Here is a 20,032-nt window from a genome sequence, read left to right as displayed (position 1 = left end):
CTTGCCATCACCCTCAGCAGCATCCCTAAGTATCACCCTTACTCCTGCAAATTTTTTTATTTTTATTTTTAAACTAGCAAAATACTAATACTCCGGTCTTTCTGCCCTAAAAGCCTGCCAAAAAACCGCTTACGAGACACTTTCCCAGCTATTAAGACGGCTGTTCCCATATTGACTTTTCAACATATAGTAATTAAAATAAACAACGCACACTAAATATAGTATAGATACGATTTTTCAGTATTTAAAGCTTATCCATTCAGTTTTCATACTATTTTCAATAGTTTTTAATATTTACAGGGGGACAGACACCATGCTAGTCGCGTATGATTCAAAAACAGGAAATGTCAGACGCTTCATCAGCAAACTTAAGTTGCCGGCTGTGCAGATTGAGGAGCATATGACGATTGACGAGCCCTATGTGCTTATTACATATACCACCGGCTTTGGACAGATTCCAGAAAAGGTGTCTACTTTCTTGAAGAACAATAATGCCAATCTGAAAGGCATCGCCGCCAGCGGCAATAAGAACTGGGGCGAGCTGTTCGCGCACAGCGCGGACTTGATTGCAGATCGGTATAACGTGCCCGTTATCGGTAAATTTGAGTTATCGGGTACATTTGGCGATGTAGAACGGATTAAACAGGAGGTGAGCCGGGTTGCGGCATATTGAATTAAACAACATGTTGATGAAGAGAGACGAAAGTGGCTTCTTTCAGTTAGACAAAGATCTTGAGGCAGTAGCCGAATTTATGCGGGATGTAGAGCGCCGGAGTCTGGCTTTTGCGAATACAAAAGCCAAGGTTGATTATATGATTGAACAGGATTTCTACGAGAATTTTTACGAACAGTACAGCACGGCGGAAATTGAAGAAGTCTACCAGATTACCCACGCCTACAACTTCAGTTTTCCATCTTATATGGCAGCTTCGAAATTCTACACGGATTACGCTGTAAAAACCAATGACCGCAAACAATATCTGGAGCATTACCCGGACCGTGTGGCGGCAGTCGCCCTTCACCTGGGACGCGGCAACGCCGATACTGCCGGGGTACTTGCCCGTTCGATGATGGAACAGCGCCTGCAACCTGCGACCCCAACCTTCTTAAATGCCGGTAAGAGCCGGCGTGGTGAGCTCGTCTCCTGCTTCCTAATCGAAATGGACGACTCGCTCAATTCCATCAACTATGTGCTGAATACCTGCATGCAGTTGTCGAAGATCGGTGGCGGTGTGGCCGTCAACCTATCCAAGCTACGCTCCCGTGGTGAAACTATCAAGGGTGTTGAGGATGCTGCGAAGGGAATTATACCTGTACTCAAGCTGATGGAAGACGGCTTCTCCTATGCAGATCAGATGGGTCAGCGTAAAGGATCAGGAGCAGCCTATTACAACATTTTTGGCTGGGACGTTCTGGAATTCCTCGACAGCAAGAAGATCAATGCCGACGAAAAAACAAGACTCAAAACCCTGTCCATCGGCCTGATTATTCCAAACCGCTTCTATAAGCTGGCGAAGGACAATGAAGCGCTGCATGTATTTGCTCCTTACAGTGTGTACAAAGCCTACGGAACGCATCTCGACGATATGGATCTGGATGACATGTATGATAAGCTGCTGGCCGATCCACGTGTCAAAAAGAAGAAAGCTATGAGCGCACGGGATATGCTGACCAAAATTGCCATGATCCAGCTGGAATCTGGCTATCCATATATCATGAACAAGAGCAATGCCAATGCGGCCCATGCCCTGAAAAACGTCGGACAGATCAAAATGTCCAACCTTTGTACTGAAATCTTCCAGCTGCAGGAGACCTCAGAGATTGCCGACTACGGACAGGAGAGTACAATCCGCCGCGATGTAAGCTGCAATCTGGCTTCCTTGAACATTGTTAACGTGATGGAACATGGCAAAATCCGTGAATCCGTACATGAGGGCATGATCGCCCTGACCGCTGTTAGCGATATGACCAGTATTTCCAATGCCCCAGGCGTAGCCAAAGCAAACAAGGAAATGCACTCTGTCGGTCTTGGCGTCATGAATCTGCACGGCTATCTGGCTAAGAACAACATTGCTTATGAAAGCGAGCAGGCCCGCGATTTTGCCCGGACCTTCTTTATGACCATGAATTTCCACTCGCTGGAGAAAAGCATGGAAATCGCTGCCGCGACGGGCCGATCTTTCCATGGATTTGAGGCTTCTGATTATGCTACGGGAGCTTATTTTGAGCGTTACCTGACTACCGATTACCGTCCGGTTACCCCAAGGGTACAAGAGTTATTCGGAGATATTTATATCCCATCCCCAGCTGACTGGGAACAATTGCGGGATGCGGTAAAAGCAAATGGCCTATACCATGCTTACCGTTTGGCGATTGCGCCAACGGCCAGCATTTCCTATATCCAAAACGCCACTTCAAGCGTTATGCCGATTGTTGAGCAGATTGAGACTCGGACTTATGCTAATTCAACTACTTATTATCCGATGCCGTACCTGCGGCCGGACAATGTGTTTTTCTATAAATCGGCTTACCAGATGGACCAGTTCAAGGTAATCGATCTGATCGCGGAAATTCAGCCCCATATCGACCAAGGTATCTCGACCGTTCTGCATGTTAACAGTGATGTTTCCACCAGAGAACTGGCCCGCTCCTACCTGTATGCGGCGCATAAAGGCTTGAAGTCGCTGTATTACACCCGGACCAAAAAGCTGTCTGTCGAGGAATGCCTCACCTGCTCAATCTAAAAGGAAGGCTATAGCCGCAGAAAAGGAGATTGCAATATTATGACCGCTATCCAAGCCGTTAACTGGAACCGTCCCGACGACGATTTCTCATTGATGTTCTGGAATCAGAACATTATGCAATTCTGGACGGACGATGAAATTCCATTATCCGATGATAAAATGTCCTGGCTCACGCTCAGTGAGCAAGAAAAGGACTCCTATATGAAGGTGCTGGGCGGTCTGACACTGCTGGATACGATTCAAGGCGGAGTCGGAATGCCGCAGATTATGGAGCATGTCGAAGGCCTTCAACGTAAAGCCGTACTGGGCTTCATGGGCATGATGGAACAAATTCACGCCAAATCGTACAGCAGTATTTTCACCACTTTGTCCTCTACAGAGGAGATCGACAGTGTATTCCGCTGGGTAGAAGAGAACCCCTTCCTCCAGTTCAAAGCGGAGACCATATCACAATATTACAAAAACATAGACTCACCTAAAGACCTGTACCTTGCCATGGCAGCCTCCGTCCTGCTCGAGAGCTACTTGTTCTACAGTGGTTTCTTCTATCCCCTATATCTGGCTGGGCAGGGCAAAATGACTTGCAGCGGTGAGATCATCGACCTTATTCTACGGGATGAGAGCATCCATGGGGTATATGTCGGCGTGCTGGCACAAGAGATCTTTGACGGGCTCCCAGAAGACGAGCAACGCGAACTTCACCATACGCTGGTAGAATTGCTTCGACTGCTGCATGAGAATGAAGAGCGTTATACCGAGCAGATTTATGCCCCTATCGGATTGGTGGACGAGGTTAAGACTTTCCTAAGATACAATGCCAATAAAGCGATGATGAATCTGGGCCATGATCCGCTATTTGACGAGGAAGAGATCAACCCGATTGTTCAGAACGGGATCAGCACCCACACCAAGCAGCATGACTTCTTCTCGAAGAAAGGCAACGGATATGTCCGGGCGCTTAATGTGGAGCCACTGAAGGATGAAGATTTTCAATTTTAAATATAGATAAAACAAAAAGTGCGGAGAAAGCTCTCCGCACTTTTTGCTAACTCTATTTATTAGATTATTGCAATTTTTTCAGTACTGTTCTAGCTTCTTCATAGGTATCGTAAGCATCAGCAAAATCTCTGCCAAAAATACGTTTCAATTGCATTTTCCAAATTGGGTTTTTAGTTACATAAGCCCATCCTGCTTGACCAGCTGCTTTCGCCATCTCACCTGTTGGAGCCAACATTGCTGCAACTTCAGGAGAAAGTACACTTGCAGATTCAGTTACATCAGTTGTACCCGTAAATTTAGGACTAACAAGCTTCATGATATTCTCAAAATCTTTCAAGTATCCTGGAACATCCTCAGCAGAAAAATCGATAGATACTACATCGATGTGGTTTTCACTTTTGTTGTATTTAATTGTGTATGACATAATTGTATTCCTCCAAGTTTTAATAGTTATTTTTTAATAATAGAAAGTAATGTATGTAACTCCAACAGACAAAAAAATTTCTGCCCAGGCTTTTCAGTAACTTCTACTTTTGGCAACTGGGTTTGGAACAAACTGCCTTGTTTAAATGATGCCATATCGTTACAATCAATAGTAAATGACATCTATTTCCTGTATCGTTTTATTGCAACATCCTTTCTAATATATTTTAACTCATACCTATTACCTATATTATTATCGACAAATTTCTTTTTTTATTTATATTAAAATACAAATTTCTACAAATTCCAACATATCCATGGTTATATTTGCCTTAATTTCATTCACACTTGTGTAATTCCGTTATCATTTAGAAACAACTAAAAAAGGCTCTGCGTGCGCCTTCCAACTCCAGTCCATTTATCCTACAGGATTTCCGAACAGGAATACGCCGCAAAGCCTTCGATACTAGATGCTTATATAAGTAAATTAATCCGTCTAATTACTTAGTTGCGGAGTAACCCCCGTCAATCACATGTGCTGTACCTGTAATAAATGAAGCCTCATCACTTAGAAGGAAACATGCAAAAGCAGCTACTTCCTCAGGCGTACCATATCTGCCCAAAGCCGTTCCAGAAGCGATAAGAGATTGAAGCATCTCTACATCATCAGACAACAGCTTTTCGTATCTGTTCATGGTTGGTGTAGGGATAGGACCAGGGCAAATAGCATTTACTCTGATATTACGGTGACCCACTTCTTTAGCAACCGATTTAGTCATGCCCACAATGGCGTGTTTACTTGCTGAATAAGCTGCATCATTTGCCATCCCAATAAAAATACCATGCAAGGAGGAACAGTTTAGAACGGAAGCACCGGATTTCATATGTGGTAATGCATAATGCAACATGTAGAATTGGCCATTAAGATTTGTCTGAATCACCTTTTGAAACAATATCGGATCATATTCTGTAACATCCGCATTATCTCCTGTAATTGCTGAGTTATTATAAAGGCAATCAATCTTTCCATAAGCTGCTAAGGTTTGATCTACGATATTTTTGCAGTCTGCTTCAACTGAAACGTCTGACCGCACAAACAGCGCTTCTCCACCTAAAGCTTTGATTTCTTCGACTGTGTTAGCGCCAGCATCTGATCGATTGGCAACTACTACAGTACCACCCTCTCTTGCTACTCTCAATGCTGTAGCTTTTCCGATTCCGGTACCAGCACCCGTAATAATAACTACTTTGTTTTCAAATCTGTTGCTACTCATTATGCGCACCACTTTCTTATGTCTTTTTCAGGAAGAGGATTTGAACCTCATAGACCCTAATGTCACCTGATACAGTGTAGATTGGAACATTTTTGCAGAAAAATCGACAAAATTATCCTCTATATGACAACTTTATTGTATTTAATTGTATATAGCAATCAATATTTTAATCTACTTTTCCAACAATTGAGAATTTGGTTTTGATCGTCATAAAAAATACACCCCTTAGAATTTCATCAGATAAACCAGAAGTTTTATCCAATGTTATTCTAAGAGGTGTAATAAACCTCTACCTAACTCCACGAACTGGGACGTCGATTCGAACTTGACCTCCACCCGTCAGGGGAGAATTGCTAATATGCAGACTGCCCTGATGCTGCCTGACAATGGTGTCGGCAATATAAAGTCCCAATCCATAGTGACTTTTGGAGGTACGGCTACTGTCCCCTCGATAAAACTGCTTAACTGCAGATTGGAGTCCTTCACTCGTAAATCCTGATCCACTGTCTGCTACCGTTATACTCCACCAATCTTGTTTTGCCTCAACCTGCAAATAAATCACACTCTCATACGGGGAATACTCTACCGCATTAGCGAGTACATTCATCACAGCCCGATGAAGTAGTTCATTGTCTATCAACACCTCAGGGGGCAGATTATTGTCCTGGTGGAATTCTATCCGAAGATGCTTAGGGACAACCAACGCATCTAACTGCGTACGAATTTGCTGGATAAAAGCTTCCGTTCTAACCCATTTAGAGCGGGGAGAAATTTGTTTCCTCGTATTAGAAATCTCAATAAGTGTTGCCATGTATTGTTCGATTTGATCCGCATTTTTGGAAATATACCCTATATATTCTTGCTGATTCTCCGCTAAATCTGAGTCTATCAGTAAATCTGCATTTCCTTGAATAATCGTAAGAGGAGTCTTAATGTCGTGGGCAAGCGCAGAAATCTGCTCTTTTTTCATTTGTTCCAAATTCCATTGCTGTTCTAGCGACTTTTTCAATTCCTCTCTCAGCTGTTCCAGGGATGATAGCACCTCATCAATTTCACTGACCCCAGAATACACGACAGTAAAATCCAAATTCTTAGCTTCAATGTGATGTGCAGCTTCTTGCAAGGAAGCCATTTTTTGACTCAGTCTTCGAGCGAAAAATCCAGAAATCAGAATAACTTCCAGTAACATCAGAACTACAAAAAACAGCAATAACGTTAATTGCGGATTAGGCAGCGTGTTATGCAGAAAATTCGAGGTGAACTGCGGTACGATTGCATATTGCAGTACGATAACCTCATGCTCCCGCTCAATCACATCGGTGCAGTTTGTACCCATGAGATTACAACTGCTTTGATTCTTCTGCAATATATCTAGAGCGCGTTCTTTAGGAATATTTCCTGAAATATAGTTCTTTTGCTGATCCAATACCGCATGTTCCGCTCCCCAAGGGATCATTTCTTGCGTAATTTCTGGCGCACGCTGCAAAACATCCCAAGACTTTGCAATGGATTGCTCAGTATGGTTTGCTGGAACAATCATTCCATACTGCATTAAGAGAGTAAATACCCCTAAACACAGAAATGCCAATAATAGAGTACACGCACCTAATGATAATAAATATTGAATGAAGACTGTACGGAGCCGTATTCGTTTCACACCCATTTGTAACCTATCCCCCAAACGGTTTCAATCGGTGAAACCTCCCTCGCACTCAGCTTACTGCGGATATTTTTTACATGTTCTGTAATAGTTGAGCTATCGCTTTCTCTGTCATAGCCATAAACCGATTCATAAATTTGTTCTTTGGAAAAAACCTGACCTTTATTTCTAGCAAGAAATTCACATATCTGATATTCACTTTTAGTGAGATTTATTTTCTCTTTATCAATAGAAACCTCCTTTGCCGAGAGATTGAATTTCACTCCAGATGCGCTTAACATATGATTTTTCCCTCGATCCTCACGCCGCAAATGAGCGTTAACCCGAGCCTTCAACTCGCCTGCGCGAAAAGGCTTCACGATATAGTCATCTGCCCCTACACTAAGTCCAAACATAATATCTGTCTCCATTGATTTAGCTGTAAGAAACAGAATCGGACAGTCTACGATATCCCTGATTTGAGTACAGAGCTCAAAACCATCGATATCTGGCATCATCACGTCCAACAGGATTAAATCAAATGTCGAGTACTCGTTCAAAGGCATATGTCGTGCACTTGTTTTTACCGTAACCCTATGGTGATCTTTGCTAAGAATATTATTTACTAGCGCCAAAATATCAGGTTCATCATCTATTATTAAAATATTAGCCAGTGACCTCACTCCTATTTATTCATATGATTTCCTACCCTGAAAGTAATGAAACCATGTCAAGCCTAACATTGTCATTATCATTGTACTAATAAGTATAGCAGGTACGGAATGAAGAAGTTGCAGCTTCAATACTTCCGTTTCAATGAACCCGTTGGGTTGTGCATAAAACAAGGGAAGTTGAATCATCCGCATCGACCAGGCCCACGGTATGTATAACCACACTTTATCTCCTACAATTGTTCCACCTACGATGGCTGCAATTAGCGTACCTGCACTACCCACCGTTAGAGAAAGTCCCAAACCTCCAGCATAACTTAAGATGAGATGAAAGATCATTAAGATTAGAGCAGTGCCTACTACCCAACAAGCTCCTTGCCAGAATATTAGATATTGTATCTGCTCTATATGCAAAATTTGTTTCATGCCCAGTATTAGAATTGATGTTGAACCGAATACGATCCATATCATCGCCAAGATTATGAACCCGAGTTTTCTTATATAACACTTCGGACGTGAAAGAGCACTTAATAGATTATAGAATCCCCCTGCCCCCTCCTCTAAACCACTCATTAAAGCAGAGAATAATCCTATCCCAACAGGCAACCCAAAGGCTATTAATGAAAAATAACCATCATAGATGTGAAACTGATCCGCACGCTGTGAAAAATACCAAAGTACCATCATCGGATATAGAACAGGAACAAGGAATATCAACCAACGAATTGCAGTGTGCTTAGTCATCAACCATTCAGCTTGTAATAGCCGGAGTATCACCATCTCTATCGCACCTCTCTTCTACTAAACCAGCAGCTAGTTAAGGTGAGGGTTACCAAAAAGAATACAAGCGACACCACAATTCCAGGTAAAATAACCGAAGAGTCTCTTAGAGCATCCTGTGCTGAAAGAGCCACACCATTTGGACGTACACCAACAATGGGACACATTAACCTTAAAGCCCAACTCCACGGAACATAAATCCATGAAGGTTGATCCGCTGCTAGTACACTCACAATCATCCCAAACAGACCTGCAAGAATAGATACTACAGACCCAAATTGTTCAGCTAAGAATAGATAGATTGGAATCATCCCCAAAGAGGTCAACCAAACAACCATAGCGGCTGTTGTAATTTCAGATAAGGGTGCTGCACCCAAAGGAAACAAATGACCAGATAGGTACATTACTGCAATAAGGAGCAGCGAAGACAACAGCAAATAATATGACACCACAATAATTTTACTGAGCCAAAGTTTAACGATGCTAATTCCGTGACTGCTTAAGCTGCGGTATCCTCCAGCCTTACGATCCTTGTTATTCGATAGTGTAGACAACAAAGCAGATCCTATGGTCATGAATAACAGCGGCCACCAATTAAAGACCATTTCCATAAAATAGTGGTCTTCAGTTTGCAGGTTCTGTTGTGTAAAAAATGAAAATAGAAGAAAAAACAGTGGCACCACGACAATCAATTTTCGCGAAAATGTTCGTTTGAATTTAATATTGTCGGATAAAAGATAGTGGATCATCTGGTTACCTCCTGTCTGTTCCGACTCACGACTTCCATGAACAATTTCTCCAAATCATCACCAGGAAATATTGCATTCTGATACCCTAGAACACCATTACTAATGATTCCAATATGATCGGCAATTTGCTCCACCTCATGAAGAATATGACTCGATAAAATAACTGTAATCCCTTGTGCAGGAAATGAGCGTATAAGCTTACGTAATTCCTGAATTCCAATCGGGTCAAGCCCATTTGTCGGTTCATCCAGAATCAAGAGTCTAGGTTGATTTAACAAAGCGATCGCAATCCCGAGACGTTGCTTCATGCCCATAGAGAATTGTCCCGCTCTTTTTTTGCCTGTTGTTGTTAAATCAACAATTTCAAGAACTTCCCGAATCCGAGAATCCGGTAAGTTTAATATTGTCGTGTGTACCTTCAAATTTTGGACAGCAGTCAGATTCCCATAAAGTGGCGGGGACTCAATCAGCGCTCCAATGTGTAGTAAATCCTTACGTGTCCATGGATGACCGTCAAATAAAATTTGTCCTGACGTCGCTCGAAGTATTCCTGTTATCATTTTTAGAGTCGTCGATTTACCTGCGCCGTTTGGGCCTAACAGTCCATAAATCGAATTAGTTTTTACGGTTATGCTGATATCGTTAACCGCACGCTGCCCCCTGAAATTCTTGCATAAATTATTAGTTTGTAAAATATACTCTCCCATCCTTTATCATCCTCTCATTTGCTATACGTTGATCATATATAGCAAATCTAAGGACTTTATAAGGTTTTACTGAGCTCAAATTATACGGGATTATAACGAGCATAAAAAAGCTCGGTTCAAATTTAACGTTGAACCGAGCCTGGAATATTTATCATCTAATACATGAACTTCAAATATTGCAAAAAAATCATGCTCTGCGAATTGTAAATTCAAAATCCATATCTAAGGATGGATTGATTTGATATTCATCAAGAACTGGAGCTCCCCAGCTGTCATCCCCGCCTACGCCCATTTGACGTCCAGCAATGGTAACAACGGTATAGTGAACGTTCGGCAGCTCATAATGATGTGTCGCATTCTCCAGCTCCATTGCCGAGTAAGGCGAGATATTGGCTTCAACAGGGGCTGCAGCTGGTGCAGATATTATAATGCCTTGGCCATAATCATTCATTATGGATACTTCGCGCACACCTGTGCGGTTACCCGATTCCTGCGGCACCAAATAGGACGACACATTATCCATCGCATGATTCTGGAAGCGACACAATCTCGCCCCACACGCACGGTCGATATAATTTTCTTCCGGCCCATTTGCATACCAATTCAGCTGATGATAATCCGCTGGCACCTTAAAGCTTAAAGCGAAGAGCGGAAGCTTTGGTAAACCCGCTGCTCCATGGTAGCTTGATTTCACCTTTATGCTTCCATCGGAGAACACTGTGTAAGTTACACTTACCCGTACTCCCTCTGATACCCTAAGCTTGTACACGTAAGTCACCGTCGCACGGTCCTTCTCCTCCACGAGCTCGAAGCTTAACGTTCTACGGGTCAAGCTTGCTGCATACCAAGGGGAAGAGTCAAAATGCATTCCTGCCCCCTTGTCATTGTCTGTCATTGCTCTCCAGAAGAGCGGTGCCGGCGGTGAAGAGATCATTTCCTGCCCTGAATATTTAACAGAAATTAATGTACCCGCCTGCTTTGAGAACATTACGGAGAAGTCACGACCATGTACGCCAATATTCACATCTCCTTCAACCACGCGAAAATCATTCACGACAGATGTTATCTTAGCATCTGTTAAAGACTCCTCGGCTGACGTATTTGCCACTTGAAAAACATGCTGGCCAAAAGCGATTTCATAACCGCTATTCGCCCATAAAGAATCTTCCTTCAGGACAAGTGAAACATCCAAGCTATACTCGCCAGGCTGATTCTTAATATCGGGTAGATCAACTTCTACATATTTTTCCTCGCCCGGATTAACCTGAGCGAAGACAGTTCCACGCTGGATGACCCTACCCTCATAGTTCAGAGCGTATTGTAATTCATAAGCATCCAAGCCCACAAATAAGTTTTCATTTCTGATTGTAAAACCCTGACTGTCCGGGAGCAGCTTGAAGTTCTGATACAGAAATTTCACTTCCTGCATTTTTGGCGACCATCTCCGATCCGCATACACAATTCCGTTACCAGAGAAGTTGTAATCGGTTGAACGGTCATCGAAGTCTCCTCCATAAGCCATGAAGGGCTTACCGTATCGATCATTTTTCACAATCACCTGATCCATATAATCCCAGATAAATCCACCCTGATACATTGGATACTTCTGCTCTAGCTCTGTGTATTTATGCAACCCCCCGACGGAATTGCCCATCGCATGCATGTATTCACAACTAATATATGGCTTTAACGGATCTTCTGTTAAATACCTTTCGATATCTGCTGCTTTCGCATACATCCGGCTCTCCATATCGCTCGAATCATCATATTCACGGTTATGGAACACCCCTTCATAATGAACCAAACGAGTAGGATCCTTCTCTCGAAAATAATTGGCTACGTTCAGAATTACTTCTCCTGCAAAAGATTCGTTCCCACAGGACCAAATTAGAATGGAGGGATGATTTTTGTCTCTCTCCACCATGGAAATCGCACGATCCATCACGATATCCTGCCATTCAGGCTTATTGCCGGGGATGTTCCAAGACGGCTCAACTGCCCCCATTTTCTGCCATGATCCATGCGACTCTAAATTCATCTCGTCAATGACATAGACTCCGTATTCATCACACAACTCATACCACAGTGTCATATTCGGATAGTGCGAGGTCCGCACCGCGTTGATGTTCGCCTGCTTTAAGGTTTTTATGTCCCACAGCATATCTTCTTTTGTAATACTGCGTCCAAAGCGCGGATTAAACTCATGCCGGTTAACGCCTTTAAATACAATACGCTTGCCGTTCAAGTGCATAATCTTATCTATCATTTCGAATTTCCGAAAACCAATTTTTTGCGGCACAACTTCTACAAGATCCCCGGATGCGTTGTAAACTGATACGTAAAGGGTATACAGATTAGGAGCTTCTGCGCTCCACAGCTGCACCTTTGTTGCCGCAAGCGTAAGCGAAAGGGAATCTCCTGAAACTTCACTTTCAGTACTAGCCACAAGATTTCCTGCTCTATCCTTAAGCTCAAGGAGCACTTTTGAGGCAGGTTTACCCAGCAACTGCAATTCAGCCGTCAGCGTTCCTTGCTCAAACTTTTCATCCAAATCGGTTTGAACGTGGAGATCCCGCACATGAACATCCGGCACGGTGTATAGATACACCTCACGAAAGATTCCCGAAAAACGCCAGAAGTCCTGATCCTCCAACCAACTCCCCGTGCTGCGCTGATAGACTTCAACCGCCAGCTTATTTTCGCCTTCCGTCAAGTACGATGTTAAATCAAATTCACTCGGTGTAAAGCTATCTTCGCTATAGCCAACAAACTCCCCGTTTAGCCATATATAAAAAGCCGATTCAACTCCTTGAAAAGATATATACACCGGACGTTGCTCCCAGCCCGCAGGAACTTCAAAATATTTGACATAGCTGCCTACAGGATTGTGGTCCTCAGAGATCATCGGAGGTCTAAGATGCTCATGACCGTCCCATGGATACATCGTATTCACGTACTGAGGCTGCCCATAACCCTGAAGTTGGATATGACCGGGAACTTTAATATCCTTCCAGCCTCTGCAAGACACGTCCTCCTTATAAAAATGAACCTGTCGTTCCATGGCATTTTGGGCATAACCAAATTTCCAGCTGCCGTTCAGGCTATGGCGCCAGGGCATTTCTCCAAGCGCTTCGGCTTCATTTTTCGTTTGGTAATATCGATGGTCAGAATGCGCGTGCACTCTGCCTATTGCATAAATGGACGGGTCTGATAACCATTCCAGACTTGGAGTGAGGTTTCGTTCAACCTGCTGCTTCATCTATACTTCCTCCTCTATTCTTCACATGAACGCTAACTTATTTAACCGAACCCGTCATCCCAGCCACAAATTGCTTTTGCATCATGAAAAACACTAATGCTGTCGGCAAGGTCGTAATGACAATCGCTGACATGATCAGACCATAGTCAGGGGCATAACCTGAGCCTAGATTCGAGATAAGAAGGGGCACAGTCATATTTTCTGGTGATTGCAATACGATCAAAGGCCACAGATAATTGTTCCAGCTGTTTAAAAATGTGATTATCGCAGCGGCGGCGTAAGTTGATTTCATCGTTGGCATATAAATGCGGAAGAACAGACCAAATTCCGAAAGCCCATCGATGCGCCCAGCCTCCATCATATCCTTAGGAAACATTTTTGTACTTTGACGAAAGAAAAAAATTAGGAATGCTGTTGTAAATGTCGGAAGAATGACTGCCGATGCTGTATCGATACCGAGAAACGGCACTACACTAGATACTTTGGCGAACATTTGAAATAGAGGTACCATAATCGCCGCAAATGGAATCATCATTGAAGCCAGCAAAATATTGAATACGATATCTTTACTCCGGCTGCGGTACATTTCAAAACCATATCCAGCCGCCGATGCCACTAGCAGTGAAAGCACAGTAGTCACCACAGAGATTTTTGCAGAGTTCCAGAGAGCCTGCCACATATCCACTGAACTAAATAGATTGTTTATATTTTCCACTAAATGTGCACCTGGCAACAATGTCCCTTTGGTTACATCAACCGACTGGTTCGTGGCGCTTATAACCATCCAGATAAATGGAAAGATAGAGATCAGCGCAGCGATGATTAGAAATACGTAAGTAAACATGCGTTTGGTTTTCATTATCTCTTATCCCCTCCTAGTTTGTTCTGAATAAGCGTCAGAATGAGCACCATTACAACAATCGAATAGGAGACGGTTGCAGCGTATCCAAAGTTAGGTGTGTATTCAAAGGAAAGGTTATAAATATATTGGGAAATCGACATGGTTGCATTGCCGGGTCCACCTTTCGTGATGTTAACCACCTCGTCAAACAACTGAAGTGTTCCAATGGTCGATGTTATCGTCGTGAACAAGATAATCGGCTTCAATAGGGGAATTGTAATTTTGAAAAATTGTGTAAATGCACTCGCTCCATCTATATGAGCAGCCTCATATATTGATTTGTCGACATTTTGCAGTGAGGACAAATAGAAAATCATATTATAGCCAGTAAAGCGCCAAGTGATAGCGATAATGATAGTAACTTTGGCCCAGAAGGGATCGGTAATCCATTGAATCGGTTCGCTGATTAGATGCAGATTCACCAGAAATTTATTGACGATACCTTCGGCTCCAAACATGTACTTGAAAACAACGGAGTACGCTACAAGTGAAGTTACCGTTGGCAGAAATATCGCCGTTCTGAAAAATCCTTTAAATTTCAGTCTTTCGTCATTTAGCAGCACAGCGATAAAGAGCGCCAGCACCAGCATAACTGGGACCTGAATAATCAAGTAAATAAAAGTGTTTTTGACGGCTGTAAGGAAAGTGGTGTCGCTAAACAGACGAATATAGTTATCAAGGCCGGTAAACTGAAGATTGTTGCCTCTGCCTGTCTTGAAGGATAGAATTAAGGCTTGAATCATTGGATAAAAATAGAAAATACTGATCATAATGACCGGCACAAGAACGAATAACCAGCCTGTCAGATGGATTTGCCGTTGACCTTTAGTGCTCTTATGTCTTTGAGGGCTTAGCCCTGGCTTTACAGTTTCCACTCCACTCCACACCCTTCTGTCTGATAAATTAGAGATGAAAGCCCCTGCTACCCATCCTTCTGTAGAAATCCAATTTACAGGAGAAGAAGAAGCAAGGGCCTAGATTGTACAGCCTAAGTGTGATTAGCGAACTTGGGTATCTGCTTGCTTCTGGGCATCCTTCAGAACAGTATCTACATCTTTTCCACCAAGATAAGATTGCACTGCTACAACCATAATGTCCTCTATTGCGTAAGTGTTCATGCCATAGTTGACGTTAGGAATTTGTTCGGTCCAAGCCGCAAAATCGGATACGACCTTTTGACCTTTGAAAAATTCATCCGCAGCTGAATAAGCTTCTCCGCTTGCCGCAGCTTTTAAAGTGCCGATAACACCAACTTTTGTATTTAACGTCTGATACAATTCCGCATCAGAAGCAAATGTTTTTGCAAGGAACTCCGCAGCAGCTTCTTTACCATCTACATTCATTACATACCAGGAGCTGCCCCCAAGGTTGGATGCATGGACGGAGCCTGCTGTGGCTGCCAGCTTAGGAAGTGGAGCTACTGCCCACTTACCGGATTGGGAAGCTTCGGCTTTAATTGAAGGTGTAATCCAGTTACCCGTTGGCACAGTAGCCACTTCACCACTATTGAATGCGCCTACAAATTGACTCCAGTCTGAGTTAACTTTCACGATGCCGGAATCCATCATTTCTTTGTACAATACAAGCGCCTCTTTCAAAGCAGCGTTGTCTGCAATGGTCGGAGTTTGACCGTCTTCACCCGTATACCATGCACCCGCCGATTGAATCATGACCCGGATAAGTCCAAGATCATTGGGATCCAGTGTGATCATGCTTTTGCCGGTTTTTTCTTTTACAGCTTTACCGATCTCGATATATTGCTTCCAGTCGATATCCTGTAGTGCATCCAGGCTATAGCCTGCTTGCTCAAGATAGTCTGTACGTACATACATTCCAGTTACACCAGAATCAAACGGAACACCATATTGCTTGCCGTCAACACTGGTCGGGCCAATTTTGTAATCCGCAAAATCAGCAGCTTTTACAACATCCGTCAATTCATAAAAGGAATCCGGATACGCTTGCAAAAAGCTTTGCGCACGGTAATCCTCAATCAATACAATGTTAGGAAGACCCTTCGTAGATCCAGAGTTCAGTCCTGTGTTCAGCTTTTGCACGATATCAGCCTGCGCGTTCTCAACGACGTTTACCGTTACGTCTGGATTGACTTTCGCATAAGCTTCTTTAGCAACATTCATGGCTGCAATGTTAAACGCTGGGTCCCAAGCCCAAACTGTGATCTCTTGTGGCTTGCTGCTACCTTCGCTTCCGGAGTTGCTCGTTTCGTTTTTCGTTCCACCTGAGGAACATGCCGAAAGTAGAACCACACTAGCCAGCATTACGGATAATAATTTTTTCACTTCGTAACCCCCTTGATAATCTGTAAAATAATAAAGATGGAAGCGTTTTCTCTGCTACGCTTCCATCTTATCATTTTGTATTCGCTTTCTTTGGCAGTATCTTTGTTAGCTTTGGTGTTATTATTGGATTCTATTTTTACTCTAAGATCGACTCTGGTACTATTTTTAGGTTCTTGTAAAAATTTTAGCTTTTTAACAATGGAAGCGTAATTATGATCTTCGTACCTTCATTTCGTTTGCTTGTAATGTTAATACCATAGCGCTCTCCGTACAACAATTTGATTCTGTCATCAACATTCCGTATACCGATCCCGGAGAATAATTGTCGTTTGTGCTTCGAGGCTGGCAGCTGTTCTTCTTTCATCAAATTCGGATCAAGGTCCATCCCATCACCATTATCTACAACTTCGCATACAAGCTGATCTTCCTGAACGGCGATCATGATCAGAATTCTTCCCTCATCTTTAAGATTGAATGCATGAAAGAACGCGTTTTCGATAAAAGGCTGCAGAATTAGCTTTGGCATATGATAATCCAAGCTTTCAGGCTCCACAAAATAATTCACGCGGATCTTTTCACCGTACCTTACATGATTGATATACACATAATGCTTCAGCGATTCTAATTCCTGACTAACAGGTATAGTGGATTGAATATCACTGACAGTGTTTTGCAGGAGTGAGATTAGCGAATTTATTGTTCCAGCTGCTTTTTCCTTGTTGCCCTGTTGCACCAGAAATTTGATAGAAGCCAGCGTATTATATAAAAAATGTGGATTGATCTGCATTTGAAGGGCGGCCAGCTCCGCATTACGCTGCTGCTTCTGGGTCTCCATCAACCGATCAACATAATCATGTAGGGAATCAAGCATAAAATTAAAGGCATTTCCTAGCTCCTTAACTTCATAACTACTAGTGGCGACATCCACATGATTATCAAATCCCCCCTTAGGAATACTCGACATCTGTTCAACGAGTACACGCAGGGACTTCGTCATTTTCCTGGTAATTAAAAATACAATAATAAGCGAAATGGCTACGATAGCCATGATCGTCAACGACACTGCTTTAGCATTTACCATCTGACCCGTTACAGCTTTCTTATCGATCAGATTCACCAAATAAACATCAAATTCAGGCAAGTATTCCGAGAATACTACCCGTTCATTCCCCATCACATAGACAGATTCTCCATTGTCTCCTGTGCTCTGTTCATCAACTACTTCTTGAAGCAGCTGTTGATCGGTCAGCCCAATCAGCTCTGTCCTGTTGCTGGATACAATTTGCCCTTTTGCATTCAGCAAAACAACATCATTACCTTCACTCGTAAAATTGGCATAGAAGGCCTTAAAATCGCTATCACGAATTGCAATGTACATAGTGCCATAGATACGGCCGGTCGAATGATCAAATAGAGCTTTAGAAGCCACTAACAGGATCTCTTTCTTTTTGGTTTGACCATCCTCTTTTTGATAAAGTTGGTACAGAATTTGCTGTGGATGGGCCACTGTCGCTTTCGTAATCGGGTGGTTCTTCAGTTCATCAGCAGTAGCAGACCAATACCAAGGATCGGTTGAATAACTTCTGCCATTCGCACCTACAATCATAATACCCACATCAAAGGCACTCAGGTTGGAGCGGACTGCACGCATGCTTTCTGTCATCTGGTAGGTTTTGATAGCAAGCGTCAATGAATCCGTCTCTCCCCCGGACAAATAGCTGCGGATGGCACCATTCTGAGCTGTCATTGTAGCACCCGTAGCTACAACGTTGTTGTAGGACTCCAAGTTTGTCTTCATCTGATTCAGTAGTTTGCCATTCGTTATGCTGAAGGTCTTTAAGAATAAATTTTCTGACATACGGATGGTAATAGACAAAGTCAGAAGGGATACGGCAACAATGCTTATGAGGGTCACAAGAAAAAGCTTGAGAAATAAGCCCTGTTTCCTAATCTTGTTGATGATTGTTCCAATCATGGTCGCTCTACGTCCCGTCTTCGGTACTGGCTCGGAGAAATGCCCGCCTGCTTCTTAAACACTTTAGTGAAATAACTCTGATCCGAATAGCCCACACTAGCGCTAATATCAGAAATTGTTTTTTCCGTTGTCACGAGTAACTCCATGGCTTTCTCCAAACGGACTTTGTTCAGATATTCATTAAATCCTTCACCATTCTGAGCTGTGAAATGGCTCGATAAATAAGAAGCGTTGAAATGAAACTGCCGCGCAACCCCAGTCAACGTGATGGGATCAGCGTAATGATCCTGAATGTATTCAAGCAAGCGGGTCATATTGGGATTGATCGTTAGGTTCGTCTCACCAATCGCACGTTCAGCTTCGCGAATAAAAGCTTCAGCAACAGCGATTGCATCTCCGGCATACATCGCTTCATCTATTTTTCGAAAGAAGTCGTATTTGGATTCCTCCAAGCCTCCGGTCTCATACTTCATTTTTCCAAGTGTGGTCGCTACGTTAAATATAAAATTCCCCAATAACGATTTGAATTCGAAAATATCGGTCCGATAATCCATCGAACGGAGATGAACATATTCCAGAAATCCAGTGAATGCCTTCTGGTATTGCTTACGTTTCAGTTGTTCCATTAATTCGCCCATATCATATTCCTGATATGCACTCGGAAGGCTGGGCAAATGATCATTTTCAATTAAGCTTCGATCCGGCAAGTAGAAACTGTATCGTGTAAGCTTTAAATAATTGTCTCGATAAATCTCCCCCAGCTTATTAAAATCCGTAAAGCTTTGACTGATAACGAAATGTGTTTCTCTCGCCCAATGGTCCATCTCCGAGACTAGATATCGGAGCTCTATAACAAGCTCGTCCCACTGTTCCGGCTTTGCATTAAGCAAATATATAACCGAATCATTGACAAACTTCAGCCGAATAAACACTGTATCGCCCAAAGGGAGCTTACTAAGCCCTTTTTCTATTTTTTGTGTGAAAGTTAACCTATCCCCAGAATCTTTAATATGTTTCATATCCGCTCCGAAAAACGCGAATAGTGTGTGTGGAAACTTTGCATGAAGCAAAGCAGACTCAAGCCCAGACTCATATCCGGTCATAAGCTTCTCGATAACTAGCAAAACTTGCTTTTCCCCAGGATCCTTTCCTTGATCGGTCATCTCCATCCCTACCAATTTAGCAGTGGTTTTATTTAGGATGGTTAACAGATAATCAGCTTCCAACTTTGGCTTCAGAATGTAGTCCGCTACACCACTTTGAAATGTGGATCGGACATAATCATATTCACTGAAACTACTTAAGACGATTACTTCAATATGAGGGTATTTCTCCTTAACGATCTTGACCAGTTTCTCCCCGCCCATTATTGGCATAACAATATCTGTAATGATCACATGAGGATTAACCTCATCCATCATATTTAGTGCTTCAAGACCGTTAGCAGCCTCACCAACAATTCGATACCCTTCATTTTCCCAATCCAAAAGATGTTTGATTCCTTGTCTTACAAGCATCTCATCATCAACAATCATAATTTTGAATATTGGTTTCATTTCTTCCCCCTTGCAGCCCTGAGAATGATTATGCCTTTTTCCTTGAATTGAAAAT

Annotated in this window: 16 protein-coding genes; 3 read left to right on the top strand and 13 right to left on the bottom strand. The window is 42.8% G+C overall.

The genetic code is table 11. From position 1 onward, the window contains the following. Positions 1 to 313 precede the first annotated feature (313 nt). The 3 genes from nrdI to nrdF are packed head-to-tail and all read left to right on the top strand — an operon-like array spanning position 314 to position 3,743. On the top strand, positions 314 to 673 hold the full coding sequence (nrdI, locus tag NSS82_RS08020; protein ID WP_036675861.1) for a class Ib ribonucleoside-diphosphate reductase assembly flavoprotein NrdI: 360 nt from the start codon (positions 314 to 316) through the stop codon (positions 671 to 673). After that, entirely contained in the window at positions 660 to 2,744 is a 2,085-nt protein-coding gene (nrdE, locus tag NSS82_RS08015; protein WP_076099523.1) for a class 1b ribonucleoside-diphosphate reductase subunit alpha, read from the top strand. Before nrdI ends, nrdE begins: the two co-directional genes overlap by 14 nt. Before the next feature lie 39 nt (positions 2,745 to 2,783). Further along, positions 2,784 to 3,743, top strand: a complete 960-nt coding sequence (nrdF, locus tag NSS82_RS08010) for a class 1b ribonucleoside-diphosphate reductase subunit beta (protein WP_076099522.1) — start codon at positions 2,784 to 2,786, stop codon at positions 3,741 to 3,743. 64 nt (positions 3,744 to 3,807) lie between these two features. Here nrdF and NSS82_RS08005 read toward each other — a convergent pair whose 3' ends face one another. The 13 genes from NSS82_RS08005 to NSS82_RS07945 all read right to left on the bottom strand — a co-directional run bounded on the left by NSS82_RS08005 (position 3,808) and on the right by NSS82_RS07945 (position 19,977). Next, a complete protein-coding gene (locus NSS82_RS08005; protein WP_036675871.1) occupies positions 3,808 to 4,167 on the bottom strand; it encodes a hypothetical protein in 360 nt (119 codons plus the stop codon). 499 nt (positions 4,168 to 4,666) lie between these two features. Further along, a complete protein-coding gene (locus tag NSS82_RS08000) occupies positions 4,667 to 5,440 on the bottom strand; it encodes an SDR family NAD(P)-dependent oxidoreductase (protein ID WP_036675873.1) in 774 nt (257 codons plus the stop codon). A 289-nt stretch (positions 5,441 to 5,729) separates the two neighbouring features. After that, positions 5,730 to 6,980 carry a HAMP domain-containing sensor histidine kinase gene (locus NSS82_RS07995; protein WP_178944342.1) on the bottom strand — a complete coding sequence of 417 codons (1,251 nt, stop codon included), beginning with the start codon at positions 6,978 to 6,980 and terminating at the stop codon, positions 5,730 to 5,732. 113 nt (positions 6,981 to 7,093) lie between these two features. Continuing rightward, positions 7,094 to 7,753, bottom strand: coding sequence for a response regulator transcription factor (locus NSS82_RS07990; protein ID WP_038574204.1), 660 nt, complete (start codon positions 7,751 to 7,753; stop codon positions 7,094 to 7,096). Between the two features lie 15 nt (positions 7,754 to 7,768). Continuing rightward, positions 7,769 to 8,530 (bottom strand): lantibiotic immunity ABC transporter MutG family permease subunit, encoded by a 762-nt coding sequence (locus NSS82_RS07985; RefSeq protein ID WP_076273974.1) that lies wholly within the window; start codon positions 8,528 to 8,530, stop codon positions 7,769 to 7,771. 2 nt (positions 8,531 to 8,532) lie between these two features. Then, complete coding sequence (locus NSS82_RS07980) at positions 8,533 to 9,279, bottom strand: lantibiotic immunity ABC transporter MutE/EpiE family permease subunit (RefSeq protein ID WP_076273975.1); 747 nt, start codon at positions 9,277 to 9,279, stop codon at positions 8,533 to 8,535. Further along, a complete protein-coding gene (locus NSS82_RS07975) occupies positions 9,276 to 9,986 on the bottom strand; it encodes a lantibiotic protection ABC transporter ATP-binding protein (RefSeq protein WP_076107213.1) in 711 nt (236 codons plus the stop codon). The genes NSS82_RS07980 and NSS82_RS07975 overlap by 4 nt, the downstream gene beginning before the upstream one ends. A gap of 187 nt (positions 9,987 to 10,173) precedes the next feature. After that, complete coding sequence (locus NSS82_RS07970) at positions 10,174 to 13,245, bottom strand: glycoside hydrolase family 2 TIM barrel-domain containing protein (RefSeq protein ID WP_076273976.1); 3,072 nt, start codon at positions 13,243 to 13,245, stop codon at positions 10,174 to 10,176. A gap of 37 nt (positions 13,246 to 13,282) precedes the next feature. After that, positions 13,283 to 14,104 (bottom strand): carbohydrate ABC transporter permease, encoded by an 822-nt coding sequence (locus tag NSS82_RS07965; RefSeq protein WP_036675882.1) that lies wholly within the window; start codon positions 14,102 to 14,104, stop codon positions 13,283 to 13,285. Further along, positions 14,104 to 14,916 carry a carbohydrate ABC transporter permease gene (locus NSS82_RS07960; RefSeq protein WP_235219373.1) on the bottom strand — a complete coding sequence of 271 codons (813 nt, stop codon included), beginning with the start codon at positions 14,914 to 14,916 and terminating at the stop codon, positions 14,104 to 14,106. Before NSS82_RS07960 ends, NSS82_RS07965 begins: the two co-directional genes overlap by 1 nt. A gap of 228 nt (positions 14,917 to 15,144) precedes the next feature. Next, entirely contained in the window at positions 15,145 to 16,446 is a 1,302-nt protein-coding gene (locus tag NSS82_RS07955) for an ABC transporter substrate-binding protein (RefSeq protein WP_036675885.1), read from the bottom strand. 184 nt (positions 16,447 to 16,630) lie between these two features. Further along, on the bottom strand, positions 16,631 to 18,421 hold the full coding sequence (locus NSS82_RS07950; protein ID WP_076273977.1) for a sensor histidine kinase: 1,791 nt from the start codon (positions 18,419 to 18,421) through the stop codon (positions 16,631 to 16,633). Then, positions 18,418 to 19,977, bottom strand: a complete 1,560-nt coding sequence (locus tag NSS82_RS07945) for a response regulator transcription factor (protein WP_036675962.1) — start codon at positions 19,975 to 19,977, stop codon at positions 18,418 to 18,420. Before NSS82_RS07945 ends, NSS82_RS07950 begins: the two co-directional genes overlap by 4 nt. Positions 19,978 to 20,032 lie beyond the last annotated feature (55 nt).

This window comes from Paenibacillus sp. FSL H7-0735 (assembly GCF_038008505.1).
GTDB lineage: Bacteria > Bacillota > Bacilli > Paenibacillales > Paenibacillaceae > Paenibacillus_AQ > Paenibacillus_AQ odorifer.
The sequence above is the reverse complement of the archived record's forward strand: the minus strand, read 5'-3'. Positions and strand labels throughout refer to the sequence as shown.